This is a genomic window from Pseudomonas sp. PVC-3-1 (assembly GCF_057444315.1).
Genome location: NZ_CM172023.1, coordinates 6,254,363 through 6,275,458, shown reverse-complemented (window position 1 = coordinate 6,275,458; position 21,096 = coordinate 6,254,363). Strand labels below are relative to the sequence as shown.

General features: G+C 63.0%; 22 protein-coding genes and 1 other RNA gene. 17 read left to right on the top strand and 6 right to left on the bottom strand.

Annotated elements, in window-relative coordinates; translation table 11 throughout:
- Positions 1–59 precede the first annotated feature (59 nt).
- Positions 60–959, bottom strand: coding sequence for a GlxA family transcriptional regulator (locus tag AC2T4A_RS28910; RefSeq protein ID WP_416744970.1), 900 nt, complete (start codon positions 957–959; stop codon positions 60–62).
- A gap of 252 nt (positions 960–1,211) precedes the next feature.
- Here AC2T4A_RS28910 and AC2T4A_RS28905 point away from each other — a divergent pair, with 252 nt between their 5' ends.
- A complete protein-coding gene (locus AC2T4A_RS28905; RefSeq protein ID WP_416744864.1) occupies positions 1,212–2,357 on the top strand; it encodes an acyl-CoA dehydrogenase family protein in 1,146 nt (381 codons plus the stop codon).
- Between the two features lie 192 nt (positions 2,358–2,549).
- On the opposite strand, the gene AC2T4A_RS28900 is transcribed toward AC2T4A_RS28905, so the two are convergent.
- A complete protein-coding gene (locus tag AC2T4A_RS28900) occupies positions 2,550–3,587 on the bottom strand; it encodes an NADP(H)-dependent aldo-keto reductase (protein WP_486742388.1) in 1,038 nt (345 codons plus the stop codon).
- 246 nt (positions 3,588–3,833) lie between these two features.
- On the opposite strand from AC2T4A_RS28900, the gene rplM reads away from it, so the two are divergent.
- The 7 genes from rplM (at position 3,834) to AC2T4A_RS28865 (ending at position 8,628) form a co-directional block, all read left to right on the top strand.
- A complete protein-coding gene (gene rplM, locus AC2T4A_RS28895) occupies positions 3,834–4,262 on the top strand; it encodes a 50S ribosomal protein L13 (protein WP_015475857.1) in 429 nt (142 codons plus the stop codon).
- A 14-nt stretch (positions 4,263–4,276) separates the two neighbouring features.
- Positions 4,277–4,669, top strand: a complete 393-nt coding sequence (gene rpsI / locus AC2T4A_RS28890) for a 30S ribosomal protein S9 (protein ID WP_416744866.1) — start codon at positions 4,277–4,279, stop codon at positions 4,667–4,669.
- A gap of 249 nt (positions 4,670–4,918) precedes the next feature.
- A complete protein-coding gene (gene petA / locus AC2T4A_RS28885; protein ID WP_045209610.1) occupies positions 4,919–5,509 on the top strand; it encodes a ubiquinol-cytochrome c reductase iron-sulfur subunit in 591 nt (196 codons plus the stop codon).
- Complete coding sequence (locus AC2T4A_RS28880) at positions 5,509–6,720, top strand: cytochrome b (protein ID WP_045209611.1); 1,212 nt, start codon at positions 5,509–5,511, stop codon at positions 6,718–6,720. Before petA ends, AC2T4A_RS28880 begins: the two co-directional genes overlap by 1 nt.
- Positions 6,720–7,502 carry a cytochrome c1 gene (locus AC2T4A_RS28875; RefSeq protein WP_081517481.1) on the top strand — a complete coding sequence of 261 codons (783 nt, stop codon included), beginning with the start codon at positions 6,720–6,722 and terminating at the stop codon, positions 7,500–7,502. Before AC2T4A_RS28880 ends, AC2T4A_RS28875 begins: the two co-directional genes overlap by 1 nt.
- A gap of 92 nt (positions 7,503–7,594) precedes the next feature.
- Positions 7,595–8,212, top strand: coding sequence for a glutathione S-transferase N-terminal domain-containing protein (locus AC2T4A_RS28870; protein ID WP_192431550.1), 618 nt, complete (start codon positions 7,595–7,597; stop codon positions 8,210–8,212).
- An 11-nt stretch (positions 8,213–8,223) separates the two neighbouring features.
- Positions 8,224–8,628 (top strand): ClpXP protease specificity-enhancing factor, encoded by a 405-nt coding sequence (locus tag AC2T4A_RS28865; RefSeq protein WP_081517483.1) that lies wholly within the window; start codon positions 8,224–8,226, stop codon positions 8,626–8,628.
- A 53-nt stretch (positions 8,629–8,681) separates the two neighbouring features.
- Here the strand turns inward: AC2T4A_RS28865 and AC2T4A_RS28860 are convergent, their stop codons facing one another.
- Genes AC2T4A_RS28860 through AC2T4A_RS28845 form a run of 4 tightly spaced genes read right to left on the bottom strand, consistent with a single transcriptional unit; the run spans position 8,682 to position 12,067 of the window.
- Positions 8,682–9,260 carry a BON domain-containing protein gene (locus AC2T4A_RS28860; protein ID WP_138521301.1) on the bottom strand — a complete coding sequence of 193 codons (579 nt, stop codon included), beginning with the start codon at positions 9,258–9,260 and terminating at the stop codon, positions 8,682–8,684.
- The gene (locus AC2T4A_RS28855; RefSeq protein WP_017518113.1) at positions 9,257–9,850 is read right to left on the bottom strand and encodes a phosphoheptose isomerase; all 594 of its coding nucleotides are present in this window, start codon (positions 9,848–9,850) and stop codon (positions 9,257–9,259) included. The genes AC2T4A_RS28860 and AC2T4A_RS28855 overlap by 4 nt, the downstream gene beginning before the upstream one ends.
- 28 nt (positions 9,851–9,878) lie before the next feature.
- Positions 9,879–10,256: a YraN family protein gene (locus tag AC2T4A_RS28850; RefSeq protein ID WP_416744867.1), complete on the bottom strand. Its 378-nt coding sequence runs from the start codon at positions 10,254–10,256 to the stop codon at positions 9,879–9,881.
- The gene (locus tag AC2T4A_RS28845; protein ID WP_486742387.1) at positions 10,253–12,067 is read right to left on the bottom strand and encodes a penicillin-binding protein activator; all 1,815 of its coding nucleotides are present in this window, start codon (positions 12,065–12,067) and stop codon (positions 10,253–10,255) included. The genes AC2T4A_RS28850 and AC2T4A_RS28845 overlap by 4 nt, the downstream gene beginning before the upstream one ends.
- A gap of 126 nt (positions 12,068–12,193) precedes the next feature.
- On the opposite strand from AC2T4A_RS28845, the gene rsmI reads away from it, so the two are divergent.
- The 9 genes from rsmI (at position 12,194) to mraY (ending at position 21,093) form a co-directional block, all read left to right on the top strand.
- Entirely contained in the window at positions 12,194–13,042 is an 849-nt protein-coding gene (gene rsmI / locus AC2T4A_RS28840) for a 16S rRNA (cytidine(1402)-2'-O)-methyltransferase (protein WP_416744869.1), read from the top strand.
- Positions 13,043–13,082: 40 nt separating this feature from the next.
- Positions 13,083–13,439, top strand: an RNA gene (gene rnpB / locus AC2T4A_RS28835) — RNase P RNA component class A.
- A 307-nt stretch (positions 13,440–13,746) separates the two neighbouring features.
- Positions 13,747–14,202, top strand: coding sequence for a division/cell wall cluster transcriptional repressor MraZ (gene mraZ / locus AC2T4A_RS28830; protein ID WP_024764056.1), 456 nt, complete (start codon positions 13,747–13,749; stop codon positions 14,200–14,202).
- Between the two features lie 8 nt (positions 14,203–14,210).
- Complete coding sequence (gene rsmH, locus AC2T4A_RS28825; RefSeq protein WP_486742386.1) at positions 14,211–15,152, top strand: 16S rRNA (cytosine(1402)-N(4))-methyltransferase RsmH; 942 nt, start codon at positions 14,211–14,213, stop codon at positions 15,150–15,152.
- Complete coding sequence (ftsL, locus tag AC2T4A_RS28820) at positions 15,149–15,442, top strand: cell division protein FtsL (RefSeq protein WP_416744871.1); 294 nt, start codon at positions 15,149–15,151, stop codon at positions 15,440–15,442. Before rsmH ends, ftsL begins: the two co-directional genes overlap by 4 nt.
- Positions 15,439–17,190: a peptidoglycan D,D-transpeptidase FtsI family protein gene (locus AC2T4A_RS28815; RefSeq protein WP_416744872.1), complete on the top strand. Its 1,752-nt coding sequence runs from the start codon at positions 15,439–15,441 to the stop codon at positions 17,188–17,190. Before ftsL ends, AC2T4A_RS28815 begins: the two co-directional genes overlap by 4 nt.
- Positions 17,190–18,653 (top strand): UDP-N-acetylmuramoyl-L-alanyl-D-glutamate--2,6-diaminopimelate ligase, encoded by a 1,464-nt coding sequence (locus tag AC2T4A_RS28810; protein ID WP_416744873.1) that lies wholly within the window; start codon positions 17,190–17,192, stop codon positions 18,651–18,653. The genes AC2T4A_RS28815 and AC2T4A_RS28810 overlap by 1 nt, the downstream gene beginning before the upstream one ends.
- The gene (locus tag AC2T4A_RS28805; protein ID WP_486742385.1) at positions 18,646–20,010 is read left to right on the top strand and encodes a UDP-N-acetylmuramoyl-tripeptide--D-alanyl-D-alanine ligase; all 1,365 of its coding nucleotides are present in this window, start codon (positions 18,646–18,648) and stop codon (positions 20,008–20,010) included. Before AC2T4A_RS28810 ends, AC2T4A_RS28805 begins: the two co-directional genes overlap by 8 nt.
- The gene (gene mraY / locus AC2T4A_RS28800; RefSeq protein ID WP_416744875.1) at positions 20,011–21,093 is read left to right on the top strand and encodes a phospho-N-acetylmuramoyl-pentapeptide-transferase; all 1,083 of its coding nucleotides are present in this window, start codon (positions 20,011–20,013) and stop codon (positions 21,091–21,093) included.
- Positions 21,094–21,096 lie beyond the last annotated feature (3 nt).

Sequence of the window (21,096 nt, the reverse complement as noted above, 5' to 3'; positions counted from 1 at the left end):
GCTGCCCCGATCATAGGGCCGCTCCCGAGTCCGTGAACCCATCCTAGGGATGGCCTGTTTCAGGCTTCCTTCTGTTCGTATTGGCGCCGGTAATGATTCGGTGACAGCCCGGTGTGCTGGCGAAAAAGTCGAGCGAAAAAGCTGGCGTCGTCGTAGCCGACTTCGTAGCTGATGGTCTTGATGCTCTTGCGGCTGGTCGACAACAGGTTGCGCGCAGTCTCGATGCGCAGTCGCTGCAGGTAGTGCAGCGGCTTGTCGCCGGTGGCCGCCTGGAAGCGCCGCATGAAGTTGCGGATGCTCATGCCGTGTTCGCGGGCTACATCCTCGAAGCGGAACTTGTCGGAGAAGTGCTCCTCCAGCCAGTGCTGGATCTGCAGAATTGCCGGGTCGTGGTGCAGTTTCTGTCCGCCGAAGCCCAGTCGGCCGGGCGTGTAGGTGCGTTGCACCTCGTAGAGGATGTCGCGGGCTACGCCCTGAGCCACAGCGGCGCCGCAGAAATGTTCGATCAGGTAGATGTACAGGTCGCGCACCGAGGTGAGGCCGCCTGCGCTGTAGATGTTGTCAGCGTCGGCGATGTGCTTGTCCTGGTTGAGCAGCACCTTGGGGTAGCGCTCGGCGAACTCGCGGAAGAAGCGCCAATAGGTGGTGGCTTCCTTGCCGTCCAGCAGACCCGCTTCGGCGAGCCAGAACACACCCGAGACTTCACCGCATAGCACGCAGCCGGCGGTATGACGCTCGCGCAGCCAGGCCGTTACCTGTGGGTAGAGGGTCAGCAGTTCGTCGAAGTCGCCCCAGAAGGCGGGGAGAATGATCAGCTCCGGTTCGTCCAGGGCGCCGTGTACCGGCAGGAGGTCGCCGCTGAAACTCGTCACCGGCTGGCCGTCGGGGCTGACGATGCGGGTCTCGAAGCTGGGTTGCAGGCCGAGGCCCTGCTGGCGGCCATGGCGCAGGGCGGCCATGTGGAAGAAGTCCTTGGCCTGCATCAGGGTGGAGCCGAACACGCCATGGGTGGCGAGGATGCTGACGCGGCGCAGCACGCGGGAAGCTGGGTTGGGCATCGGTTCTTGTACTTCTTATGGATGTCTTTGCATGACGCTAAAGCGGTCATGATGCGGCTGGATCGTCTTATTTTTTGGCGAAAGTGTCCAGTGCAGAGCGGTTCGTGCTGGCCTACAGTCGGCCTTCCAATAATTCCTACAACCGATCCGCAGGTGCACCGCATGATTCCGAGAACCCTGTTCAGTTCCGACCACGAGCTGTTCCGCGACAGCGTCCGCAAGTTCCTCGAACAGGAGGCGGTGCCCTTCCACGCCCAGTGGGAAAAGGACGGTCATGTCGACCGTCAGCTGTGGAACAAGGCCGGCGAGGCCGGAATGCTCTGCTCGCACCTGCCCGAGGCCTACGGCGGCATGGCGGCTGATTTCCTCTACAGCGCCGTGGTGATCGAGGAGATCGGTCGCCTGGGGCTGACCGGCATCGGCTTCTCGCTGCATTCGGACATCGTTGCGCCCTACATCCTTCACTACGGCAGCGAAGAGCTGAAGCAGCGCTACCTGCCCAAGCTGATTTCCGGCGAGATGGTTTCGGCTATCGCCATGACCGAGCCGGGCGCCGGCTCCGACCTGCAGGGCGTGAAGACCACTGCCGTGCTGGATGGCGACGAGTACGTGATCAACGGATCGAAGACCTTCATCACCAACGGCTGGCTGGCCGATCTGGTGATCGTGGTCGCCAAGACCGATCCCAAGGCCGGGGCCAAGGGCACCAGCCTGTTCCTGGTGGAAGCGGGCACGCCGGGCTTCAGCAAGGGCAAGCGTCTGGAAAAGGTCGGTATGAAGGCGCAGGACACTTCTGAGCTGTTCTTCCAGGACGTGCGCATCCCCAAGGAAAACCTGCTGGGCAAGGACGGGCAGGGCTTCATCTACCTGATGCAGGAACTGCCCCAGGAGCGCCTGACCGTCGCCCTCGGCGCGCTGGCCTCGGCCGAGGCGGCGCTGAAATGGACATTGGACTACACCCGTGACCGCAAGGCCTTCGGAAAGTCCGTCGCAGATTTCCAGAACACTCGCTTCAAGCTCGCGGAAATGGCCACCGAGATCCAGGTCGGCCGTGTCTTTGTTGATCGCTGCCTGGAGCAGCACCTGGAGGGCAAGCTCGACGTACCGACCGCGGCGATGGCCAAGTACTGGACCACCGACCTGCAATGCAAGGTGCTCGATGAGTGCGTGCAACTGCACGGTGGCTACGGCTTCATGTGGGAGTACCCGATCGCCCGTGCCTGGGCCGATGCGCGCGTGCAGCGCATCTACGCCGGCACCAACGAGATCATGAAGGAGATCATCGCCAGGGCTTTGTGATAGAGCTCCCCTGTAGGAGCGAGCTTGCTCGCGAACAGATTCCGTCGGGAACTCCAGCGCTGGATCGTTCGCGAGCAAGCTCGCTCCTACGAGAGCAAAGAGAGCAAAGAGAGCAAAGAGAGCAAAGAGAGCAAAGAGAGCAAAGAGAGCAAAGAGAGCAAAGGGAGCAAAGGGAGCAAAGAGAGCAAAGCGCTACGGCGCCGGGTTCGGCTGGTCCTTGTGGATCGCCTCGATGCCGGCCAGCACCTCGTCGGAGAGCTTCAGCTTGAGGCTGCCGAGATTGGCTTCCAGCTGCTCGAGGTTGGTCGCGCCGATGATATTGCTGGTCACGAATGGCCGGCTGGTGACGAAGGCCAGGGCCATCTGCGCCGGGTCCAGGCCGTGCTCGCGGGCCAGGTTCACGTAGCGGTCGCAGGCGCGGGCGGTCTGCGGGTTGGTGTAGCGAGTGAAGCGGCTGAACAGAGTGATTCGTGCGTTGGCCGGGCACGCGCCGCCGAAGTACTTGCCCGAGAGCATGCCGAAGGCCAGCGGCGAGTACGCCAGCAGGCCAATCTGTTCGCGGATGGCGATTTCTGCCAGGCCCACCTCGAAGCTGCGGTTGAGCAGGTTGTAGGGATTCTGGATCGACACCGAACGCGGCCAGCCGCGCTCCTGGGCGATCTGCAGGAAGCGCATGGTGCCCCAGGGCGTCTCGTTGGACAGGCCGACATGGCGGATCTTGCCGGCGCGAACCTGCTCGTCGAGCGCTTCCAGGGTGTCTTCCAGCGCCGTGAAGCTTTCTTCCTTGTGCTGGTAGCCCAGCTGGCCGAAGAAGTTGGTGCTGCGCTCGGGCCAATGCAACTGGTAAAGGTCGATCCAGTCGGTCTGCAAGCGCTTCAGGCTGCCGTCCAGCGCTGCGACGATGTTTTTGCGGTCGAGCTTCGGCTGGCCGTCGCGGATGTGGCTGATGGAGTTGCCGGGGCCGGCGATCTTGCTGGCGAGCACCCAGTCGGCGCGATCGCCGCGCTGGGCGAACCAGTTGCCGATAATCTGTTCGGTGCGGGTGTAGGTTTCCGCGCGCGGCGGCACCGGGTACATCTCGGCGGTATCGATGAAATTCAGACCGGCGGCCTTGGCCCGTTCGATTTGGGCGAAGGCTTCGTCCTGGGTGTTCTGCTCGCCCCAGGTCATGGTCCCCAGGCAGAGGGCGCTGACTTTCAGTTCGGTGCGGCCGAGCGGGCGGTACTCCATGCGGGTCTCCTCATGAAAACAAGTGCGTCATACAGTTGAAAATTCTGCCGGAATCTGCATAATTCCGCAGCCTTTCATCGGTGGGGGATGCCAAAGCCTGCCGATTGATACATCTAGTCGTTACGGACGCACACCGACCCGAGCCCCAATTCGTGTCTGTCTTCGGCTGTCCTTGACTTGTCAAGGCAACCACTGTCCAGTAAGATTCGCCGTCTTATTTTCAGGCGGCCCCTGAGGCTATAACGAATGAAAACTTATACCGCGAAACCAGAAACTGTTAAGCGCGACTGGTTCGTCGTCGACGCTGCTGGCCTGACCCTGGGTCGTCTGGCTACCGAGATTGCTACCCGCCTGCGCGGCAAGCACAAGCCGGAATACACCCCGCACGTTGATACCGGCGACTACATCGTCGTCATCAACGCCGAGCAGGTTCGTGTCACTGGCGCCAAAGCTACCGACAAGATGTACTACCATCACTCGGGCTTCCCGGGCGGTATCAAGTCGATCAACTTCGAGAAGCTGATCGCCAAGGCTCCTGAGCGCGTTATCGAGACTGCCGTCAAAGGCATGCTGCCGAAGAACCCGCTGGGCCGCGACATGTACCGCAAGCTGAAAGTGTACAAGGGTGCCAACCACCCGCACACCGCTCAGCAGCCTCAAGAACTGAAGATTTAACGGGATAGCTCATTATGTCGGCGACTCAAAATTACGGCACTGGCCGTCGTAAGACCGCTACCGCTCGCGTCTTCCTGCGTCCGGGCACTGGCAAAATCTCCATCAACAATCGCACTATCGAGCAGTTCTTCGGTCGTGAGACCGCTCGCATGGTTGTCCGTCAGCCGCTCGAGCTGACCGAGAACACCGAGAAGTTCGATATCTACGTAACCGTCGTTGGCGGTGGCGTAAGCGGTCAAGCTGGTGCGATCCGTCACGGTATCACCCGCGCTCTGATCGAGTACGACGAGACCCTGCGCAGCTCGCTGCGTAAAGCCGGCTACGTCACTCGCGACGCCCGCGAAGTTGAACGTAAGAAAGTCGGTCTGCGTAAAGCGCGTAAGCGTCCGCAGTACTCCAAGCGTTAATACGACGCTTCGAAAAAAACGCCCAGATCCTTTGGACTGGGCGTTTTTTTATGTCTTCAATAAGTTCGTGCGGCAAGGTGTCGCATCCGCGCAAGCCGCGCGGCGCAAGGGTTTCAGGGGTTGCGTAACAGGCTATTACCTTGTCATCACAAGGGCTTTTCTTTACCATTTGGCGAATTTTTTGCGCGGCTCGAATTTTTACTTAAAAGCCTGATTTGAACAGGCTTGAAGCTGATGGGAGACGACTGAATGAGTAATGACGGCGTGAATGCAGGCCGGCGTCGCTTCCTTGTCGCGGCCACTTCGGTGGTTGGTGCGGCAGGAGCGGTCGGAGCTGCGGTCCCGTTCGTGGGGTCATGGTTCCCCAGTGCCAAGGCGAAGGCCGCTGGCGCGCCGGTGAAGTACAACGTAGCCAAGATCGAGCCAGGCCAGCAGGTCATCGCTGAGTGGCGCGGCAAGCCGGTATTCCTGGTGCATCGCACCAAGGAAATGCTGGATGCGCTGCCGACCCTCGACGGGCAACTGGCGGACCCCGAGTCGAAGGCTTCGGACCAGCCTGCCTATGTCGATCCCAAGGTGCGCTCGATCAAGCCTGAGCTGGCTGTGATCGTCGGTATTTGCACCCACCTGGGCTGCTCGCCGACTTTCCGTCCGGAAGTCGCTCCTGCGGACCTTGGTCCGGACTGGAAGGGTGGTTACTTCTGCCCGTGCCACGGCTCCCATTACGACCTCGCCGGCCGCGTTTACAAGGGACAGCCCGCGCCCCTGAACCTGCCGATTCCGCCCTATTCGCTTGATGGTGACGAGCTGACCATCGGTGTGGACCAGGAGAAAGCCTGATGAACAAGTTCATGGCTTGGGTCGATGCCCGCTTCCCCGCGACCAAGATGTGGGAAGACCATCTGAGCAAGTACTACGCCCCGAAGAACTTCAATTTCTGGTACTTCTTCGGCTCTCTCGCACTGCTCGTCCTGGTTAACCAGATCCTCACCGGTATCTGGCTGACCATGAGCTTCACTCCGTCGGCCGAAGAAGCTTTCGCGTCCGTCGAGTACATCATGCGAGATGTAGATTACGGCTGGATCATCCGCTACATGCACTCCACCGGTGCATCGGCGTTCTTCGTGGTCGTCTACCTGCACATGTTCCGTGGCCTGCTGTACGGTTCGTACCAGAAGCCGCGTGAGCTGGTGTGGATCTTCGGCATGCTGATCTACCTAGCCCTGATGGCTGAGGCCTTCATGGGCTACCTGCTGCCCTGGGGTCAGATGTCCTACTGGGGCGCCCAGGTAATCATCTCGCTGTTCGGCGCCATTCCGGTCGTCGGCGAAGACCTGGCCCAGTGGATTCGTGGTGACTTCCTGATCTCCGGCATCACCCTGAACCGCTTCTTCGCCCTGCACGTGATTGCACTGCCGATCGTCCTGCTCGGCCTTGTCGTGCTGCACATCCTGGCGCTGCACGAAGTCGGCTCGAACAACCCCGACGGCGTGGACATCAAGAAGAAGAAGGACGAGAACGGCATCCCGCTGGATGGCATCCCGTTCCACCCTTACTACACCGTCAAGGACATCGTCGGTGTCGTGGTCTTCCTGTTCGTCTTCTGCACTGTGATCTTCTTCTTCCCGGAAATGGGTGGTTTCTTCCTCGAGAAGCCCAACTTCGAGATGGCGAACCAGTTCAAGACCCCCGAGCACATCGCTCCGGTTTGGTACTTCACTCCGTTCTACGCCATTCTGCGCGCCGTTCCGGACAAGCTGATGGGTGTCATCGCCATGGGCGCTGCCATCGCCGTGCTGTTCGTGCTGCCGTGGCTGGACCGTAGCCCGGTTCGCTCGATCCGCTACAAGGGCTGGCTGAGCAAGATCTGGCTGGTGATCTTCGCGGTTTCCTTCGTGATCCTCGGCTACTACGGCTCGCAAGCGCCGTCGCCGCTGGGTACCACGCTGTCCCGCCTGTGCACCATTCTGTATTTCGCCTTCTTCATCCTGATGCCGTTCTACACCCGGATGGAGAAAACCAAACCGGTTCCGGAAAGGGTGACTGGCTGATGAAAAAGCAATTCGCTGCATTTGTTCTGGCTCTGCTGCCCGTCTTCGGCTTCGCTGCCGAAGGCCATGGTCCGGCCCTGGACAAGGTCGACATCGACCTGACCGACAAGGCCGCCATGCAGGATGGCGCGCGTACTTTCGCCAACTACTGCATGGGCTGCCACAGCGCCAAGTTCCAGCGTTATGAGCGTGTCGGCCGTGATCTGGGTATCCCGGAAGAGCTGATGATGAGCCACCTGGTGTTCACCGGCGCGAAGATCGGTGACCACATGGACATCGGCATGAAGCCGGCTGACGCCAAGGCATGGTTCGGCGCTGCGCCGCCGGACCTGACCCTGGTAGCTCGCGTTCGTGGCGCTGACTGGCTGTACACCTACCTGCGTTCGTTCTACGAAGATCCCAAGCGTCCTTGGGGCGTGAACAACAAGATCTTCCCGAACGTCGGCATGCCGAACGTGCTGGTGAGCCTGCAGGGCCGCCAGGTCGTCGGCTGCAAGCAGGTTCAGGTCGTCGAGGATGGCAAGAAGCAGTACGATCCTCTGACCGGTACCCCGCTGACCCACGAGGCCTGCGATCAGCTGACCATTGTGCCGAAATCCGGCCAGCTGACCGAAGCCCAGTTCGACGAGAAGGTGAAGAACCTGGTGACCTTCCTGGCTTATTCGGCTGACCCGAACAAGCTGGATTCCCACCGCATCGGCACCTACGTCCTGCTGTTCCTGGCCTTCTTCTTCGTGTTCGCCTACCTGCTCAAGCGCGAATACTGGAAGGACGTGCACTAAGCACAACCAGTCGTAGTAACAAGCGCGCGCCCTACGGGGCGCGCGTGCGTTTTTCTACCTCCCACAAGAAATCCTGCGAGGAGGCGCGCGGCATGGCCGCTATCAACAAGCTCACCTGCTTCTCCGACCCTTCCTGCCATTACAGCCATCGCGTGCGCCTGGTGCTGGCGGAAAAGAGCGTCGTTGCTGACATCATCGATGTACCTGCCGGCAACATCCCGGCCAAGCTCGCTGAAGTGAACCCCTATGGCAGCCTGCCGACTCTGGTGGATCGCGATCTCGCGCTCTACGAGTCGACGGTAGTCATGGAGTACCTCGATGAACGTTATCCCCACCCGCCGCTGCTTCCGGTCTACCCGGTGGCTCGCGCAAACAGCCGCCTGCTGATGCACCGTATCCAGCGCGACTGGTGCAGCCTGGTGGACCGTATCCTCGATACCCGCCGCAAGGATGCCGAGCGAGCCTTGGCGCGCAAGGAGTTGCGTGAGAGCCTGACAGGGGTGTCGCCGCTGTTCGCCGATAAGGCGTTCTTCCTCAGTGATGAACTGAGCCTGGTGGATTGCTGCCTGTTGCCGATCCTCTGGCGCCTGCCGATCCTGGGCATTGAGCTTCCGCGGCCGGCGAAACCTCTGTTGGACTACATGGAGCGGCAGTTTGCACGGGAGACTTTCCGTGCCAGCCTGTCCTCTATCGAACGTGATATGCGCTAAGGAGCCCGATGATGAACTCCAGTCGTCCCTACCTCGTGCGAGCCCTCTATGAGTGGATCGTCGACAACGGCTGTACCCCGCATATCCTGGTGAACTCCGAGTATCCAGGCGTGCGGGTGCCGCCGGGTTATGCCAGCGACGGGCAGATTGTGCTGAACGTCTCGCCGACCGCCGTACGCCACCTGCAGATGGACAACGAGGCGGTCAGCTTCGAAGGTCGCTTCGGTGGTGTCGCCCAGAGCCTCTACGTCCCGTCCCAGGCCGTAATGGCGATCTATGCCCGGGAGAATGGTCAGGGCATGGTCTTCGATCTGGAGCCGCCGGTACCCACCGACGACGAGGATTTGCCGGATGACGGCCCCTCCGACGAGCCGCCGCGCCCCAGTGGCCGGCCGAGCCTCAAGGTTGTGAAGTAATAAAAAAGGCGACCCGAGGGTCGCCTTTTTCATGCCTGCAATGAAGAGTCCGATCAGTCGATGTACTCGAACAGACGGACGATCTTCTGCACGCCGTCCACGCCCTGAACCACCTGGGTGGCCAGGTCGCCTTCCTTGCGGGTCACCAGGCCCAGCATGTAGACGATGCCGTTCTCGGTCAGGACCTTGATGCGGGTGGAGGGAACGTTCGCGTCAGCGAGCATCTGGCTCTTGATCTTGGTGGTCAGCCAGGTGTCGTTGCTGCGGGCGGCCAGGGAGGAGGGCTGCAGGATCTGCAGCTCGTTGTGCACGGTCTTGACCTTCTGCACTTCCTTGGCGGCCTGCTCGGCCTTGTTCTTCAGGTCGGCGCGCGGCGTCTGGCCGGCCAGCAGCACCACGCCGTTGTAGCTGATCACCACGACGTGGGAGTCGCGGTCGAGGGCTGGGTCGGCCTTGGCGACGTTCACTGCCACTTTGGTTTCGATCAGCGAGTCGTCGATCTTGCTGCCAAGGGTGCGGGTGCCCTTGTCGTCGTCGATCGGCTTGTCGCGGGTGGCGCTGACGAAGCTGGTGCAGCCACCCAGTGCCATGGTCACGGCCAGTGCGGCTGCGATCAGGGGGGTACGGGTCATTCTTCACTCCCGAACAGTTGACGGTCGATGAGGTCGCACAAGCAGTGGATCACCAGCAGGTGGACTTCCTGGATGCGCGCTGTGACCTTGGCCGGAACGCGGATTTCCACGTCTTCGGGCAGCAGCAACGATGCCATGTTGCCGCCGTCGCGGCCGGTCAGAGCTACGACAACCATTTCGCGATCATGTGCGGCCTGGATCGCCTGAATGACGTTCGCCGAGTTGCCGCTGGTGGAGATCGCCAGCAGAACGTCACCCGGTTGGCCCAGGGCGCGGATCTGCTTGGAGAAGACTTCGTTGTAGCTGTAGTCGTTGGCGATCGAGGTGATGGTGGAGCTGTCGGTGGTCAGGGCGACCGCTGGCAGGCTCGGGCGCTCGCGCTCGAAGCGGTTCAGCAGTTCGGAGGAGAAGTGCTGGGCGTCGCCGGCGGAGCCGCCGTTGCCGCACGAGAGAATCTTGCCCTCGTTCAGCAGGGCATTGACCATGACCATGCTGGCCTGCTCGATATGCGGAATGAGCACCTCGGTGGCCTGTTGCTTGGTCTCGATGCTGGCATGGAAGAGCTGGCGGATACGGGATTGCATGTCCATCAGGTGTGACCTTTCGTCGGGCGTCTGATCAGGTGTCAAAAGCGTTGGGGATCCAGTTCAAGTGCCCTGCGGAGCCTGGGGCGCGACTGTCGATGGCGACGACGTCGAATCGGCAGGGATGACTGCTCCAGCGGGCGTTCTGTTGCAGGAAGAGTTCAGCGGAGATGGCCAGGCGTTGACGCTTGCGCATGTCCACGCTTTCCAGCGCTCCTCCCCAGGCGGAATGCCGGCGGGAGCGAACTTCGACGAATACTACTGTATCGCCGTCCAGCATGACCAGATCGAGCTCGCCTCGGCGGCAAGTCCAGTTCTGCGCCAGGAGGCGCAATCCATGCTGTTCCAGATGGGCCAGGGCAGCGGCTTCGGCCTGCTGCCCGGCCTTCTGGGTAGGGCTGTTGCCGATCAAATACCGCTGTTCTCCAGCGGCTGGACCTGGCCGTTCTTGAACTCGGCCCAGGGCAGGCGGCGCTCCACGCGCTGGCCGGCGCTGACGCTCAGGGTGCCGGTCAGGCCGTCCACCTGCATGCTCGGCACAGCCTTGAGCTCCGGTAGGCGAGGGGCCAGCTGGTAGGCGTCGGCGCCCATGGCGTACAGGCGGCCGAGGCTGCCATTGGCGGCCGGCCATTGCGCGGCGACCTGCTGGCGCAGGGCGTTGTTCGGATTCAGCAGCCACGGGGTTTCGCAGAAGCGGATACCGTTCAGGTCCTGATCCTGCGCCGGGTTGTTCACGCCGGTGTACAGGTTCGAGGTGGCGTAGACCGGCAGGTCGCCAGCGTACTGGAAGGCCAGGGTCGGCTTGATCTGGCGGGCCTGCTGCGGGGTGGCGGCGAGGAAGATGAAGTCGATGTCCTGGCGGCGCGACGGTTGAGTGTCGACGCTGCTGTCGAGCACGCCCTGCAGGCGCTTGGCGCGACCTTCGCTCTGGCGAAGTTGCAGCAGGTCGGCGATCTGGCGGGCCAGTTCCACTGGCTGGTCGACGTGCTCGGCGGCGATCAGCGTGCCGCCAGCGGCCTGCCAGTTGCGGCTGAAGGACGCGAGGACGCGGTCGCCCCATTCGCCGCGCGGCACCAGGGCCACGGCGCGGCGCATGCCGTCGTTCCAGGCGCGGTTGGCGACTTCGCGGGCTTCGTCTTCGGCGGACAGGCCGAACTGGAACAGCTGGGCCGGACCTTCCTGGCTACCGTCGGCGTAGTTCAGGGCCAGGGTGGTGATCGGCAGTTGCGGCTGGCTGCTCATCTGCTTGACCAGGTTTTTCTCCAGTGGGCCCACGACCAGTTGTACGCCGTCGGCCTGGGCCTGACGGTAGAACTCGTCCAGCGAGCGCACCTGGGTGCTGTCATACAGCTTGATGGCCGGCTGCGCCTGGCCGCCCTGCTGCGCCTGGTAGTGGGCGGCGAGGAAGCCGTCCTGCAGGGCGCGGGCGACAGAGGCGAGCTGGCCTTGCTGCGGCAGCAGCAGGCCGATCTTGTTCAGCGGCTGGGCGGCCAGGGACTTCAGCTTGGTCAGGGCGTCCGGCAGTTGCTTGGCGGCCGGGTGGTCCGGGTTCTGTGCGACCCAGTTGTCGATGTTCGACTGTTGTTCCTTCAGGGTCGAGGACGACTTGGTGATGCGTGCCAGTTCGAGCCAACCGTTCAGGTCGCCTTCGTTGCTGCTGGCCTGCATCTGGGCCAGCGGCAGGCTGGAGACCAGTTTCCAGATTTCCTCATGGTTGGCCTTGCTGGCCTCGGCGTTGAGCAGCGGGTCGATGAACACGCGCTCGCGGGCGGCGCTCAGGGTCTGGCCGTCGGCGGCCAGGGCCAGGGATTTGACCATGCCAGCGCGGGCCTGGAGGTCCACCGGCATTTCGCCCAGACGCTGGAAGTTGGGGTTTTCGAAGGCCTTCAGGGCGGCCTTGGTCTTGTTGCGGGCAAGCTCCAGCTGGGCGCGCAGGGTGCTGGCGAAGACCTGCTGGGCTGGCTTCAGGCTGTCCATCGGAATCTGGTCGAGGATCTGCGTGGAGCGGCCGAGATCCTTCTGCTTGTAGGCGAGGTCGGCGGCGGACAGGCGCAGTACGGCGGCTTCGTCCGGCTTGGCAGTGGAGGCCTGCTGCAGCAGCTGTTCGATGCTGGCGTCCGGGGTGCGCGGCAGTTCGCCGAGATTGGACGACGGGGAAGACGCACAGGCGGCGAGCATGCCGGCCAGGAACAGAGCGGATAGCGGACGCAGGCGAGCGATCATATCGGGCTTCTCGTGACGCATTCAAAGAGCTGCCGATTGTACCCAAGCGGCGAGGGTGACGCGATGGCGGCTGCCGGAATCGGGATACAATGCGGCTTTTTCAGATACTTCCGGCGAGGTTAGCGCGTGACCCTAGGCACTCTCTATGTGGTGGCCACTCCGATTGGCAACCTGGATGACATCAGTGCGCGGGCGTTGAAGGTGCTGGCCGACGTGGCGCTGATTGCGGCCGAAGATACCCGGCACTCCGTCCGTCTGTTGCAGCACTTCGGGATCGAGACGCCGCTGGCGGCCTGCCACGAGCACAACGAACGGGAGCAGGGCGGCCGGTTTCTCACCAAGCTGCAGGCTGGCGAGGACGTCGCGCTGATTTCCGATGCAGGCACGCCGCTGATTTCCGACCCGGGCTACCACCTGGTGCGGCAAGCGCGCGCGGCGGGCATCCCGGTAGTGCCGGTGCCGGGCGCCTGCGCGCTGATTGCCGCGCTGTCCGCTGCAGGACTGCCTTCCGATCGCTTCGTCTTCGAAGGCTTCCTGCCTGCCAAGGTCGCGGGGCGACGTGGTCGACTGGAGGCGCTGGTGGATGAGCCGCGCACCCTGATCTTCTACGAGGCGCCGCACCGTGTGCTGGAGTGCATCGAGGACATGGCGGCGATCTTCGGCGACGAACGGCCGGCACTGCTGGCTCGCGAGCTGACCAAGACGTTCGAGACGCTGAAAGGGTTGCCGCTGGGCGAGTTACGCGAGTTCGTGGCGTCCGACAGCAACCAGCAGCGGGGCGAGTGCGTGCTGCTGGTGGCCGGCAAGCCCGCGCCGGAAGGTGATGACGCGGTGGATGCGCAGACCCTGCGGGTGCTCGACCTGCTGCTGGCTGAAATGCCAGTCAAGCGTGCCGCAGCGCTGGCTGCGGAGATCACCGGGGCGCGGAAGAACCAGCTTTATCAGATCGCGCTGGAGCGTCAGGGCAAGGCTTGAGCTTGTCCTGAGCGCCGTCAGCCGCTAACCTTGCTGACTGAGAGTCGATTGGACAGTCGCTGTTCCGTGGTGTTCCACCATGGGGTGGAGGAAAGTCCGGGCTCCATAGGGCAGAGTGCCAGGTAACGCCTGGGAGGCGTGAGCCTACGGAAAGTGCCACAGAAAATAACCGCCTAAGCGCGCAAGCGCCGGTAAGGGTGAAAAGGTGCGGTAAGAGCGCACCGCACGGCTGGCAACAGTTCGTGGCTAGGTAAACCCCACTCGGAGCAAGATCAAATAGGAACCCATTGGCGCGGCCCGCGTTGGGTTCGGGTAGATCGCTTGAGGTATGCAGTGATGTATGTCCCAGAGGAATGGCTGTCCTCGACAGAACCCGGCTTACAGATCGACTCTCACCACTTTTCCTCCACTTCTTCCCACATGACCATTTGTCGCTGACCGGAAGAAGTTACAAACTTAAGAAATCACTTTAAGTATGAAAGCCCAGTGTTTTGAAAACACTGGGCTTTTCTCTTTTCTGGCGCGTCAAATCTCCTCCCCGAACCTCGCAAAAGCACGCTAAATCTCGGTCCTGTAAGGATTTTTCCCCTCCGGCTTGCCTTGACGGTGGGGAGTACGGATTTCTATAGTGTGCGGAAGTGGTATGAAGTGGGTAAAAGTGGGATCAACAGGCATGGATAGCCAACCACAGGGGAAGCGCTGACGTGTTTCGCGGAGCTAACGCCATCAGTCTCGACGCCAAAGGGCGCCTCGCGATGCCGAGTCGGTATCGTGACGAGCTCGTTTCGCGTTGCAATGGCCAGCTCATCGTCACCATCGATGCCGTCGACACCTGCCTCACCGTATACCCCCTCCCTGAATGGGAACTCATCGAAGCCAAGCTGCGCGAGCTGCCCTCGCTGCGTGAAGAGACGCGGCGCCTGCAGCGTTTGCTGATTGGTAATGCCGTTGACCTGGAGCTCGATAGCGCCGGGCGTTTCCTCGTTCCGCCGCGCCTGCGCGAGTACGCCGGCCTGGACAAGAAAGCGATGCTGGTCGGCCAGCTGAACAAGTTCCAGCTGTGGGACGAAGACAAGTGGAATGCGGTTGCCGAGGCCGACCTCGCAGCCATCAAAGAGCCCGGCGGCCTGCCGGATGAATTGCGCGACCTTATTCTGTGAGCCTGCCTGTGACCAGTACCTTCCAACACATCACCGTTCTACTCGAGGAGGCCGTCGAAGCACTGGCCCCCCTGGAGGACGGCCGCTATGTGGACGGAACCTTCGGCAGGGGAGGGCACAGCCGGGCCTTGCTCGGCAAGCTCGGCCCGGGCGGCCAACTGCTCGGGTTCGACAAGGACCCGCAAGCCATCGCGACGGGGAAAGCACTGGCGGCCGAAGACGGCCGCTTCGTCATTGTGCAAAGGTCCTTCGCCGAGATGGCGGAAGAGTTCTCCGCGCGCGGCCTGCAAGGTGGCGTGAACGGCGTTCTGCTGGACCTGGGCGTGTCCTCGCCGCAGCTGGATGATCCTGAGCGCGGCTTCAGCTTCCTCAATGATGGCCCGCTTGACATGCGCATGAACCCGGATCAGGGCGTCAGCGCTGCGCAGTGGATTGCCACTGCCGCGGAAGACGAGATTGCCCGTGTGTTCAAGGATTACGGCGAAGAGCGCTTCGCCAAGCGCATGGCTCGCGCCATCGTGCAGCGCCGCGCGGAAAAACCATTCGAGCGTACCGCCGACCTGGCGGCCGTGATCACCGAGGCCAACCCGGCCTGGGAGAAGGGCAAGAATCCGGCGACCCGAGCCTTCCAGGGGCTGCGAATCTTCATCAACAACGAGCTGGGCGATCTGGAGCGTGGCCTTGAAGCGGCGATGGAAGGCCTGGCCGTGGGTGGCCGTCTGGTGGTGATCAGCTTCCACTCGCTGGAAGATCGCATCGTCAAGCAATTCATGCGCAAGCAGGTTAAGGGCGAGGCGGACAACCTGCCGCGCAACCTGCCGATTCGCGTCACGCCTTTTGAGCCGCGCCTGAAGCTGATCGGCAAGCCGGTCTACGCCTCCGAGGCGGAGCTCCAGGCAAACCCGCGTTCGCGCAGCGCGATCATGCGCATCGCGGAGAAGCTCAGATGAGCCGCCTCTTCGCTAAGCGCCTGCCGACCGGCAGCTTCTTCATGCTGCTGTTGTTCATCGGCGTGCTGCTGTCGGCTATCTCCGTTTCCTACAGCGCGTACTGGAACCGCCAGTTGCTCAACTCGCTGTACACCGAGCTCAACGTGCGCGACAAGGCACAGGCCGAGTACGGCCGCCTGATCCTCGAGCAGAGCACCTGGACCGCCCATAGTCGCATCGAAGGTCTGGCGACCGACCAGTTGAAAATGCGCGTGCCCGATCCGACCGAAATCATCATGGTGGCGCCATGAAAGACCTGGCCGGCGCTCGCTACCCCTGGCGCTTCCGCGTCGTCATCGCCCTGCTGCTGGCGATGGTGGCGGCGATCGCCTGGCGGATCGTCGACCTGCACGTCATCGACCACGACTTCCTCAAAGGACAGGGCGATGCGCGTAGCGTGCGTCACATCTCCATCCCTGCGCACCGTGGCCTGATCACCGATCGCAATGGCGAGCCGCTGGCTGTCAGTACGCCGGTCGCCACGCTCTGGGCCAACCCCAAGGAGCTGGTGCTGGAGCGCGAGAAGTGGGGCTTCCTTGCCGACGCCCTGGGCCAGCCGAAGGCTGCACTGACCGAGCGCCTGGATGCGAACGCCGACAAGGAGTTCATCTATCTGGTCCGTGGTTTGACCCCGGAACAGGGCGAGGCCGTGATGGCCCAGGTGAAGACCCATCGCATCCCCGGTGTCTATTCGGTTGAAGAATTCCGCCGCTTCTACCCGTCCGGCGAAGTCGCTGCGCAGGTAGTGGGCTTCACTGACGTCGACGACCGTGGCCGCGAAGGCGTGGAGCTCGCCTTTGACAGCTGGCTGGCCGGCGTGCCGGGCAAGCGCCAGGTGCTCAAGGATCGCCGCGGCCATCTGATCCGCGACGTGCAGGTCACCCGCAACGCCAAGGCTGGCAAGACTCTCGCCCTGTCCATCGACCTGCGCCTGCAGTACCTCGCCAACCGCGAGCTGCGCAACGCGCTGGTGGAGAACGGCGCCAAGGCCGGCAGCCTGGTGATCCTCGATGTGAAGACTGGTGAAGTGCTGGCCATGGCCAACCAGCCGACCTACAACCCGAACAACCGTCGCAACCTGCAGCCGGCGATGATGCGCAACCGCGCGATGATCGACGTGTTCGAGCCGGGTTCGACCATGAAGCCGTTCTCCATGAGCGCGGCGCTGGAGACCGGCCGCTGGAAGCCTTCCGACAAGGTCGAGGTTTACCCCGGCACCCTGCAGATTGGTCGCTACACCATTCGCGATGTGTCCCGCACCGAAGGTCCGGTGCTGGACCTGACCGGCATCCTGATCCGCTCCAGTAACGTCGGCATGAGCAAGGTCGCCTTCGATATCGGCGGCGAAGCTATCTACAGCGTGATGCAGAAGGTCGGCCTCGGCCAGGATACTGGCCTGGGCTTCCCCGGCGAGCGCGTCGGCAACCTGCCGAACTACCGGGAATGGCGCAAGGCCGAGACCGCCACGCTGTCCTACGGCTACGGCCTGTCCGTTACCGCCATTCAGCTTGCGCATGCCTACGCAGCGCTGGCCAACAATGGCCGCAGCGTGCCATTGACCATGGTCCGCGCCGACCGTCAGCCAGACGCTACCCAGGTCATTCCCGAGCCGGTCGCCAAGACCATGCAGGGCATGCTGCAGCAAGTGATCGAAGCGCCGAATGGCGTGTACCGCGCTCAAGTGCCGGGTTATCACGTGGCTGGCAAGTCCGGTACTGCGCGCAAGACCGCGACCGGTACCAAGGGTTATGCCGAAAACTCCTACCGCTCGCTGTTCGCCGGCTTCGCGCCGATGAACAACCCGCGCTATGTCGCTGTGGTGGTCATCGATGAACCCAGCAAGGCCGGCTACTTCGGCGGCCTGGTCTCCGCGCCGGTGTTCAGCAAGGTGATGTCCGGCACTCTGCGCCTGATGAACGTGCCGCCGGACAACCTGCCGGCGGCGACTCCGCAGCAACAAGCCGATGCTGCGCCCGCTGCCAAAGGAGGGCGTGGCTGATGCCGATGAGCCTGAACCAGCTGCTGCCCCAGGCGGAAAGCGGCGAACTGATTCGTGAACTGACCCTGGACAGCCGTACCGTCAAGCCGGGTGACCTGTTCCTGGCCGTTCCGGGTGGGCGTCAGGATGGCCGCGGACATATTGCCGCCGCACTCAGCCAAGGTGCGGCCGCTGTCGCCTATGAGGCCGAAGGTGCTGTCGATCTGCCGCCCAGCGATGTGCCGATGATCGCCATCAAGGGCCTCGCCAAGCAGTTGTCCGCCATCGCCGGCCGCTTCTATGGCGAGCCGAGCCGTGGCGTCGAGCTGGTGGGTGTGACTGGCACCAACGGTAAGACCAGCGTCAGCCAACTGGTGGCCCAGGCGCTGGATCTGCTTGGCGAGCGCTGCGGTATCGTTGGCACCCTCGGCACCGGTTTCTATGGCGCGCTGGAAAGCGGCCGCCACACCACGCCCGATCCGCTCGCCGTGCAGGCGACCCTGGCGCGCCTGAAGCAGGCTGGCGCCAAGGCCGTGGCCATGGAAGTGTCCTCTCACGGTCTGGAGCAGGGCCGCGTCGCGGCGCTGGGCTTCGACGTGGCGGTGTTCACCAACCTGTCCCGCGACCATCTGGACTACCACGGCTCGATGGAAGCCTACGGCGCCGCCAAGGCGAAGCTGTTCGCCTGGCAGGGCCTGCGTTGCCGGGTGATCAACCTGGACGACGACTTCGGTCGCCAACTGGCCGCTGAGTCCCACGAATCCCGTCTGATGGGTTACAGCCTCAACGACCCATCGGCCTACATCTATTGCCGCGAAGCCACCTTCAGCGATGCCGGCGTGCAAGCGCAGATCGTCACTCCGCAGGGCGAAGGTCTGCTGCGCAGCTCGCTGCTGGGCAAGTTCAACCTGAGCAACCTGCTGGCCGTGGTTGGTGCGCTGCTGGGCCTGGACTACCCGCTGGGCGACGTGCTCAAGGTGCTGCCGCAACTGGAAGGCCCCATCGGCCGCATGCAGCGTCTGGGCGGCGGCGACAAGCCACTGGTAGTCGTGGACTACGCCCACACCCCGGATGCGCTGGAAAAAGTTCTGCTGGCCCTACGCCCGCACGTACATGGCCAACTGCTCTGCCTGTTCGGTTGCGGCGGCGACCGTGACAGCGGCAAGCGTCCGATCATGGCGCAGATCGCCGAGCAGCATGCCGACCGCGTTCTGGTCACCGACGACAATCCGCGCACTGAGAAGAGCGAGGCGATCATCGCCGACATCCGTGCTGGCTTCGCCAAGCCCGAGGCGGTCGAGTTCGTGCCCGGTCGCGGCGAAGCCATCGCCCGCCTGATTGCCGCTGCCGGCGTCGATGACGTTGTGCTGCTGGCCGGCAAGGGGCATGAGGATTACCAGGAGATCGACGGTGTTCGCCACCCGTTCTCCGATCTGGAACAAGCCGCCAAGGCGCTGGCTGCCTGGGAGGTGAAGCGTGCTTAAGCCCCTGTCGCTCAACGAAGTCGCTGCTGTGCTGCAAGGCCGTGTGGTCGGCGCCGACGCCAGCTTCGACGCCGTGAGCACCGACAGCCGCGCCATCGTACCCGGCCAACTGTTCATCGCCCTGACCGGCCCGCGTTTCGATGGCCATGATTACCTAGCCGACGTTGCTGCCAAGGGTGCGGTTGCCGCCCTGGTCGAGCGCGAGGTCGACGGCGCACCGTTGCCGCAACTGATTGTGGAAGACACTCGAATCGCGCTGGGCCAGCTCGGTGCGCTGAACCGCGCCGCCTTCACCGGCCGCGTGGCCGCCGTGACCGGTTCCAGTGGCAAGACGACCGTGAAGGAGATGCTCGCCAGTATCCTGCGTACTCAGGGCGAAGTCCTGGCGACTCGCGGCAACCTGAACAACGACCTCGGCGCGCCGCTGACCCTGCTGCAACTGGCGCCGGAGCACAAGAGTGCGGTCATCGAGCTGGGCGCCAACCGTGTCGGCGAGATCGCCTACACCGTCGCGCTGACTCATCCTCAGGTCGCCATCATCACCAACGCCGGCACCGCCCATGTGGGCGAGTTCGGCGGCCAGGACAAGATCGTCCTGGCCAAGGGTGAGATTCTCGAGGGGCTGCCCGCCGACGGCGTCGCCATCCTCAATCGCGATGACAAGGCATTCGACACCTGGCAGGCCCGCGCCGCAGGTCGCCGTGTATCGAGCTTCGGTCTGCACGATGCCCGCGCCGACTTCCGCGCCAGCGATGTGAAACGTGACGCCCGTGGCTGCCCCGGCTTCACCCTGCAAGGCCCGGCCGGAGTGGCCTCCGTTCAGTTGAATCTGCTGGGCGAGCACAACGTGACGAACGCACTGGCCGCCGCCGCCGCCGCTCACGCTCTGGGTGTGCCGCTGGTCGGGATCGTTTCCGGCCTGCAGAACCTGCAGCCGGTCAAGGGGCGCGCCGCAGCGCAGCTGGCGACGAACGGGATGCGTGTGATCGATGACAGCTACAACGCCAACCCGGCTTCAATCTGCGCGGCGATTGATATACTCGCCGGCTTTTCCGGCCGGACCGTCCTGGTCCTCGGGGACATGGGCGAGCTGGGTGCCTGGGCAGAGTCCTCCCACCGCGAAGTGGGAACCTACGCCATTGGCAAAGTCACCGCCCTGTATGCAGTCGGACCGTTGATGAGCCACGCCGTGCAGGCGTTCGGTTCCGCGGGCCGGCACTTCGCCGATCAGGCCAGCCTGATCCATGCCCTGGCCGAAGAAACTTCGACAACCACCATTTTGATCAAGGGTTCCCGTAGCGCGGCGATGGACAAAGTCGTCGCTGCGCTCTGTGGTTCCTCCGAGGAGAGTCACTAAATGCTGCTGCTGCTCGCCGAGTACCTGCAACAGTTCTATAAGGGCTTCGGCGTCTTCCAGTACCTGACCCTGCGCGGCATCCTGAGCGTGCTGACCGCGCTCGTCCTGTCGCTTTGGCTGGGCCCGTGGATGATCCGCACTCTGCAGATCCGCCAGATCGGCCAGGCCGTGCGCAACGACGGCCCGCAATCGCACCTGTCCAAGAAAGGCACGCCGACCATGGGTGGCGCGCTGATCCTCACCGCTATCGCCATCAGCACGCTGCTGTGGTCCGACTGGTCGAACCGCTACGTCTGGGTCGTGCTCGCCGTGACCCTGCTGTTCGGCGCCATCGGTTGGGTGGATGACTACCGCAAGGTGATCGAGAAGAACTCGCGCGGCCTGCCGAGCCGCTGGAAGTATTTCTGGCAGTCGGTGTTTGGCCTGGGCGCGGCGATCTTCCTTTATATGACTGCCGAGACGCCGGTCGAAACCACTTTGATCGTGCCGATGCTGAAGAACGTCGAGATCCCGCTGGGCATCTTCTTCGTGGTGCTGACCTACTTCGTGATCGTTGGCTCCAGCAACGCGGTGAACCTGACCGACGGCCTCGATGGCCTCGCCATCATGCCTACCGTGATGGTCGGCGGCGCGCTGGGGATATTCTGCTACCTGTCGGGCAACATCAAATTCGCCGAATACCTGTTCATCCCGAGCGTACCGGGTGCCGGCGAGCTGATCATCTTCTGCGGCGCCATCGTCGGCGCGGGGCTGGGCTTCCTCTGGTTCAACACCTATCCGGCGCAGGTCTTCATGGGTGACGTCGGCGCGCTGGCGCTCGGCGCCGCGCTGGGCACCATCGCCGTGATCGTCCGCCAGGAAATCGTGCTGTTCATCATGGGCGGCGTGTTCGTCATGGAAACCCTGTCGGTGGTGATCCAGGTCGCCTCCTTCAAGCTGACCGGCAAGCGTGTGTTCCGCATGGCGCCGATCCACCACCACTTCGAACTTAAAGGCTGGCCTGAGCCGCGCGTGATCGTGCGCTTCTGGATCATCACGGTAATTCTCGTGCTGATCGGCCTGGCTACGTTGAAACTGCGTTGAGGA

Bases quoted from the DNA above. Each gene is read 5' to 3' on its own strand.
- AC2T4A_RS28860 (WP_138521301.1), bottom strand. From the start codon at position 9,260: ATGACCCGTACCCCCCTGATCGCAGCCGCACTGGCCGTGACCATGGCA.
- AC2T4A_RS28880 (WP_045209611.1), top strand. From the start codon at position 5,509: ATGAACAAGTTCATGGCTTGGGTCGATGCCCGCTTCCCCGCGACCAAG.
- AC2T4A_RS28855 (WP_017518113.1), bottom strand. From the start codon at position 9,850: ATGGACATGCAATCCCGTATCCGCCAGCTCTTCCATGCCAGCATCGAG.
- AC2T4A_RS28865 (WP_081517483.1), top strand. From the start codon at position 8,224: ATGAACTCCAGTCGTCCCTACCTCGTGCGAGCCCTCTATGAGTGGATC.
- AC2T4A_RS28815 (WP_416744872.1), top strand. From the start codon at position 15,439: ATGAAAGACCTGGCCGGCGCTCGCTACCCCTGGCGCTTCCGCGTCGTC.
- rpsI (WP_416744866.1), top strand. From the start codon at position 4,277: ATGTCGGCGACTCAAAATTACGGCACTGGCCGTCGTAAGACCGCTACC.
- rplM (WP_015475857.1), top strand. From the start codon at position 3,834: ATGAAAACTTATACCGCGAAACCAGAAACTGTTAAGCGCGACTGGTTC.
- AC2T4A_RS28875 (WP_081517481.1), top strand. From the start codon at position 6,720: ATGAAAAAGCAATTCGCTGCATTTGTTCTGGCTCTGCTGCCCGTCTTC.
- ftsL (WP_416744871.1), top strand. From the start codon at position 15,149: ATGAGCCGCCTCTTCGCTAAGCGCCTGCCGACCGGCAGCTTCTTCATG.
- AC2T4A_RS28845 (WP_486742387.1), bottom strand. From the start codon at position 12,067: ATGATCGCTCGCCTGCGTCCGCTATCCGCTCTGTTCCTGGCCGGCATG.
- mraY (WP_416744875.1), top strand. From the start codon at position 20,011: ATGCTGCTGCTGCTCGCCGAGTACCTGCAACAGTTCTATAAGGGCTTC.
- AC2T4A_RS28910 (WP_416744970.1), bottom strand. From the start codon at position 959: ATGGCCGCCCTGCGCCATGGCCGCCAGCAGGGCCTCGGCCTGCAACCC.
- AC2T4A_RS28900 (WP_486742388.1), bottom strand. From the start codon at position 3,587: ATGGAGTACCGCCCGCTCGGCCGCACCGAACTGAAAGTCAGCGCCCTC.
- AC2T4A_RS28810 (WP_416744873.1), top strand. From the start codon at position 17,190: ATGCCGATGAGCCTGAACCAGCTGCTGCCCCAGGCGGAAAGCGGCGAA.
- AC2T4A_RS28870 (WP_192431550.1), top strand. From the start codon at position 7,595: ATGGCCGCTATCAACAAGCTCACCTGCTTCTCCGACCCTTCCTGCCAT.
- petA (WP_045209610.1), top strand. From the start codon at position 4,919: ATGAGTAATGACGGCGTGAATGCAGGCCGGCGTCGCTTCCTTGTCGCG.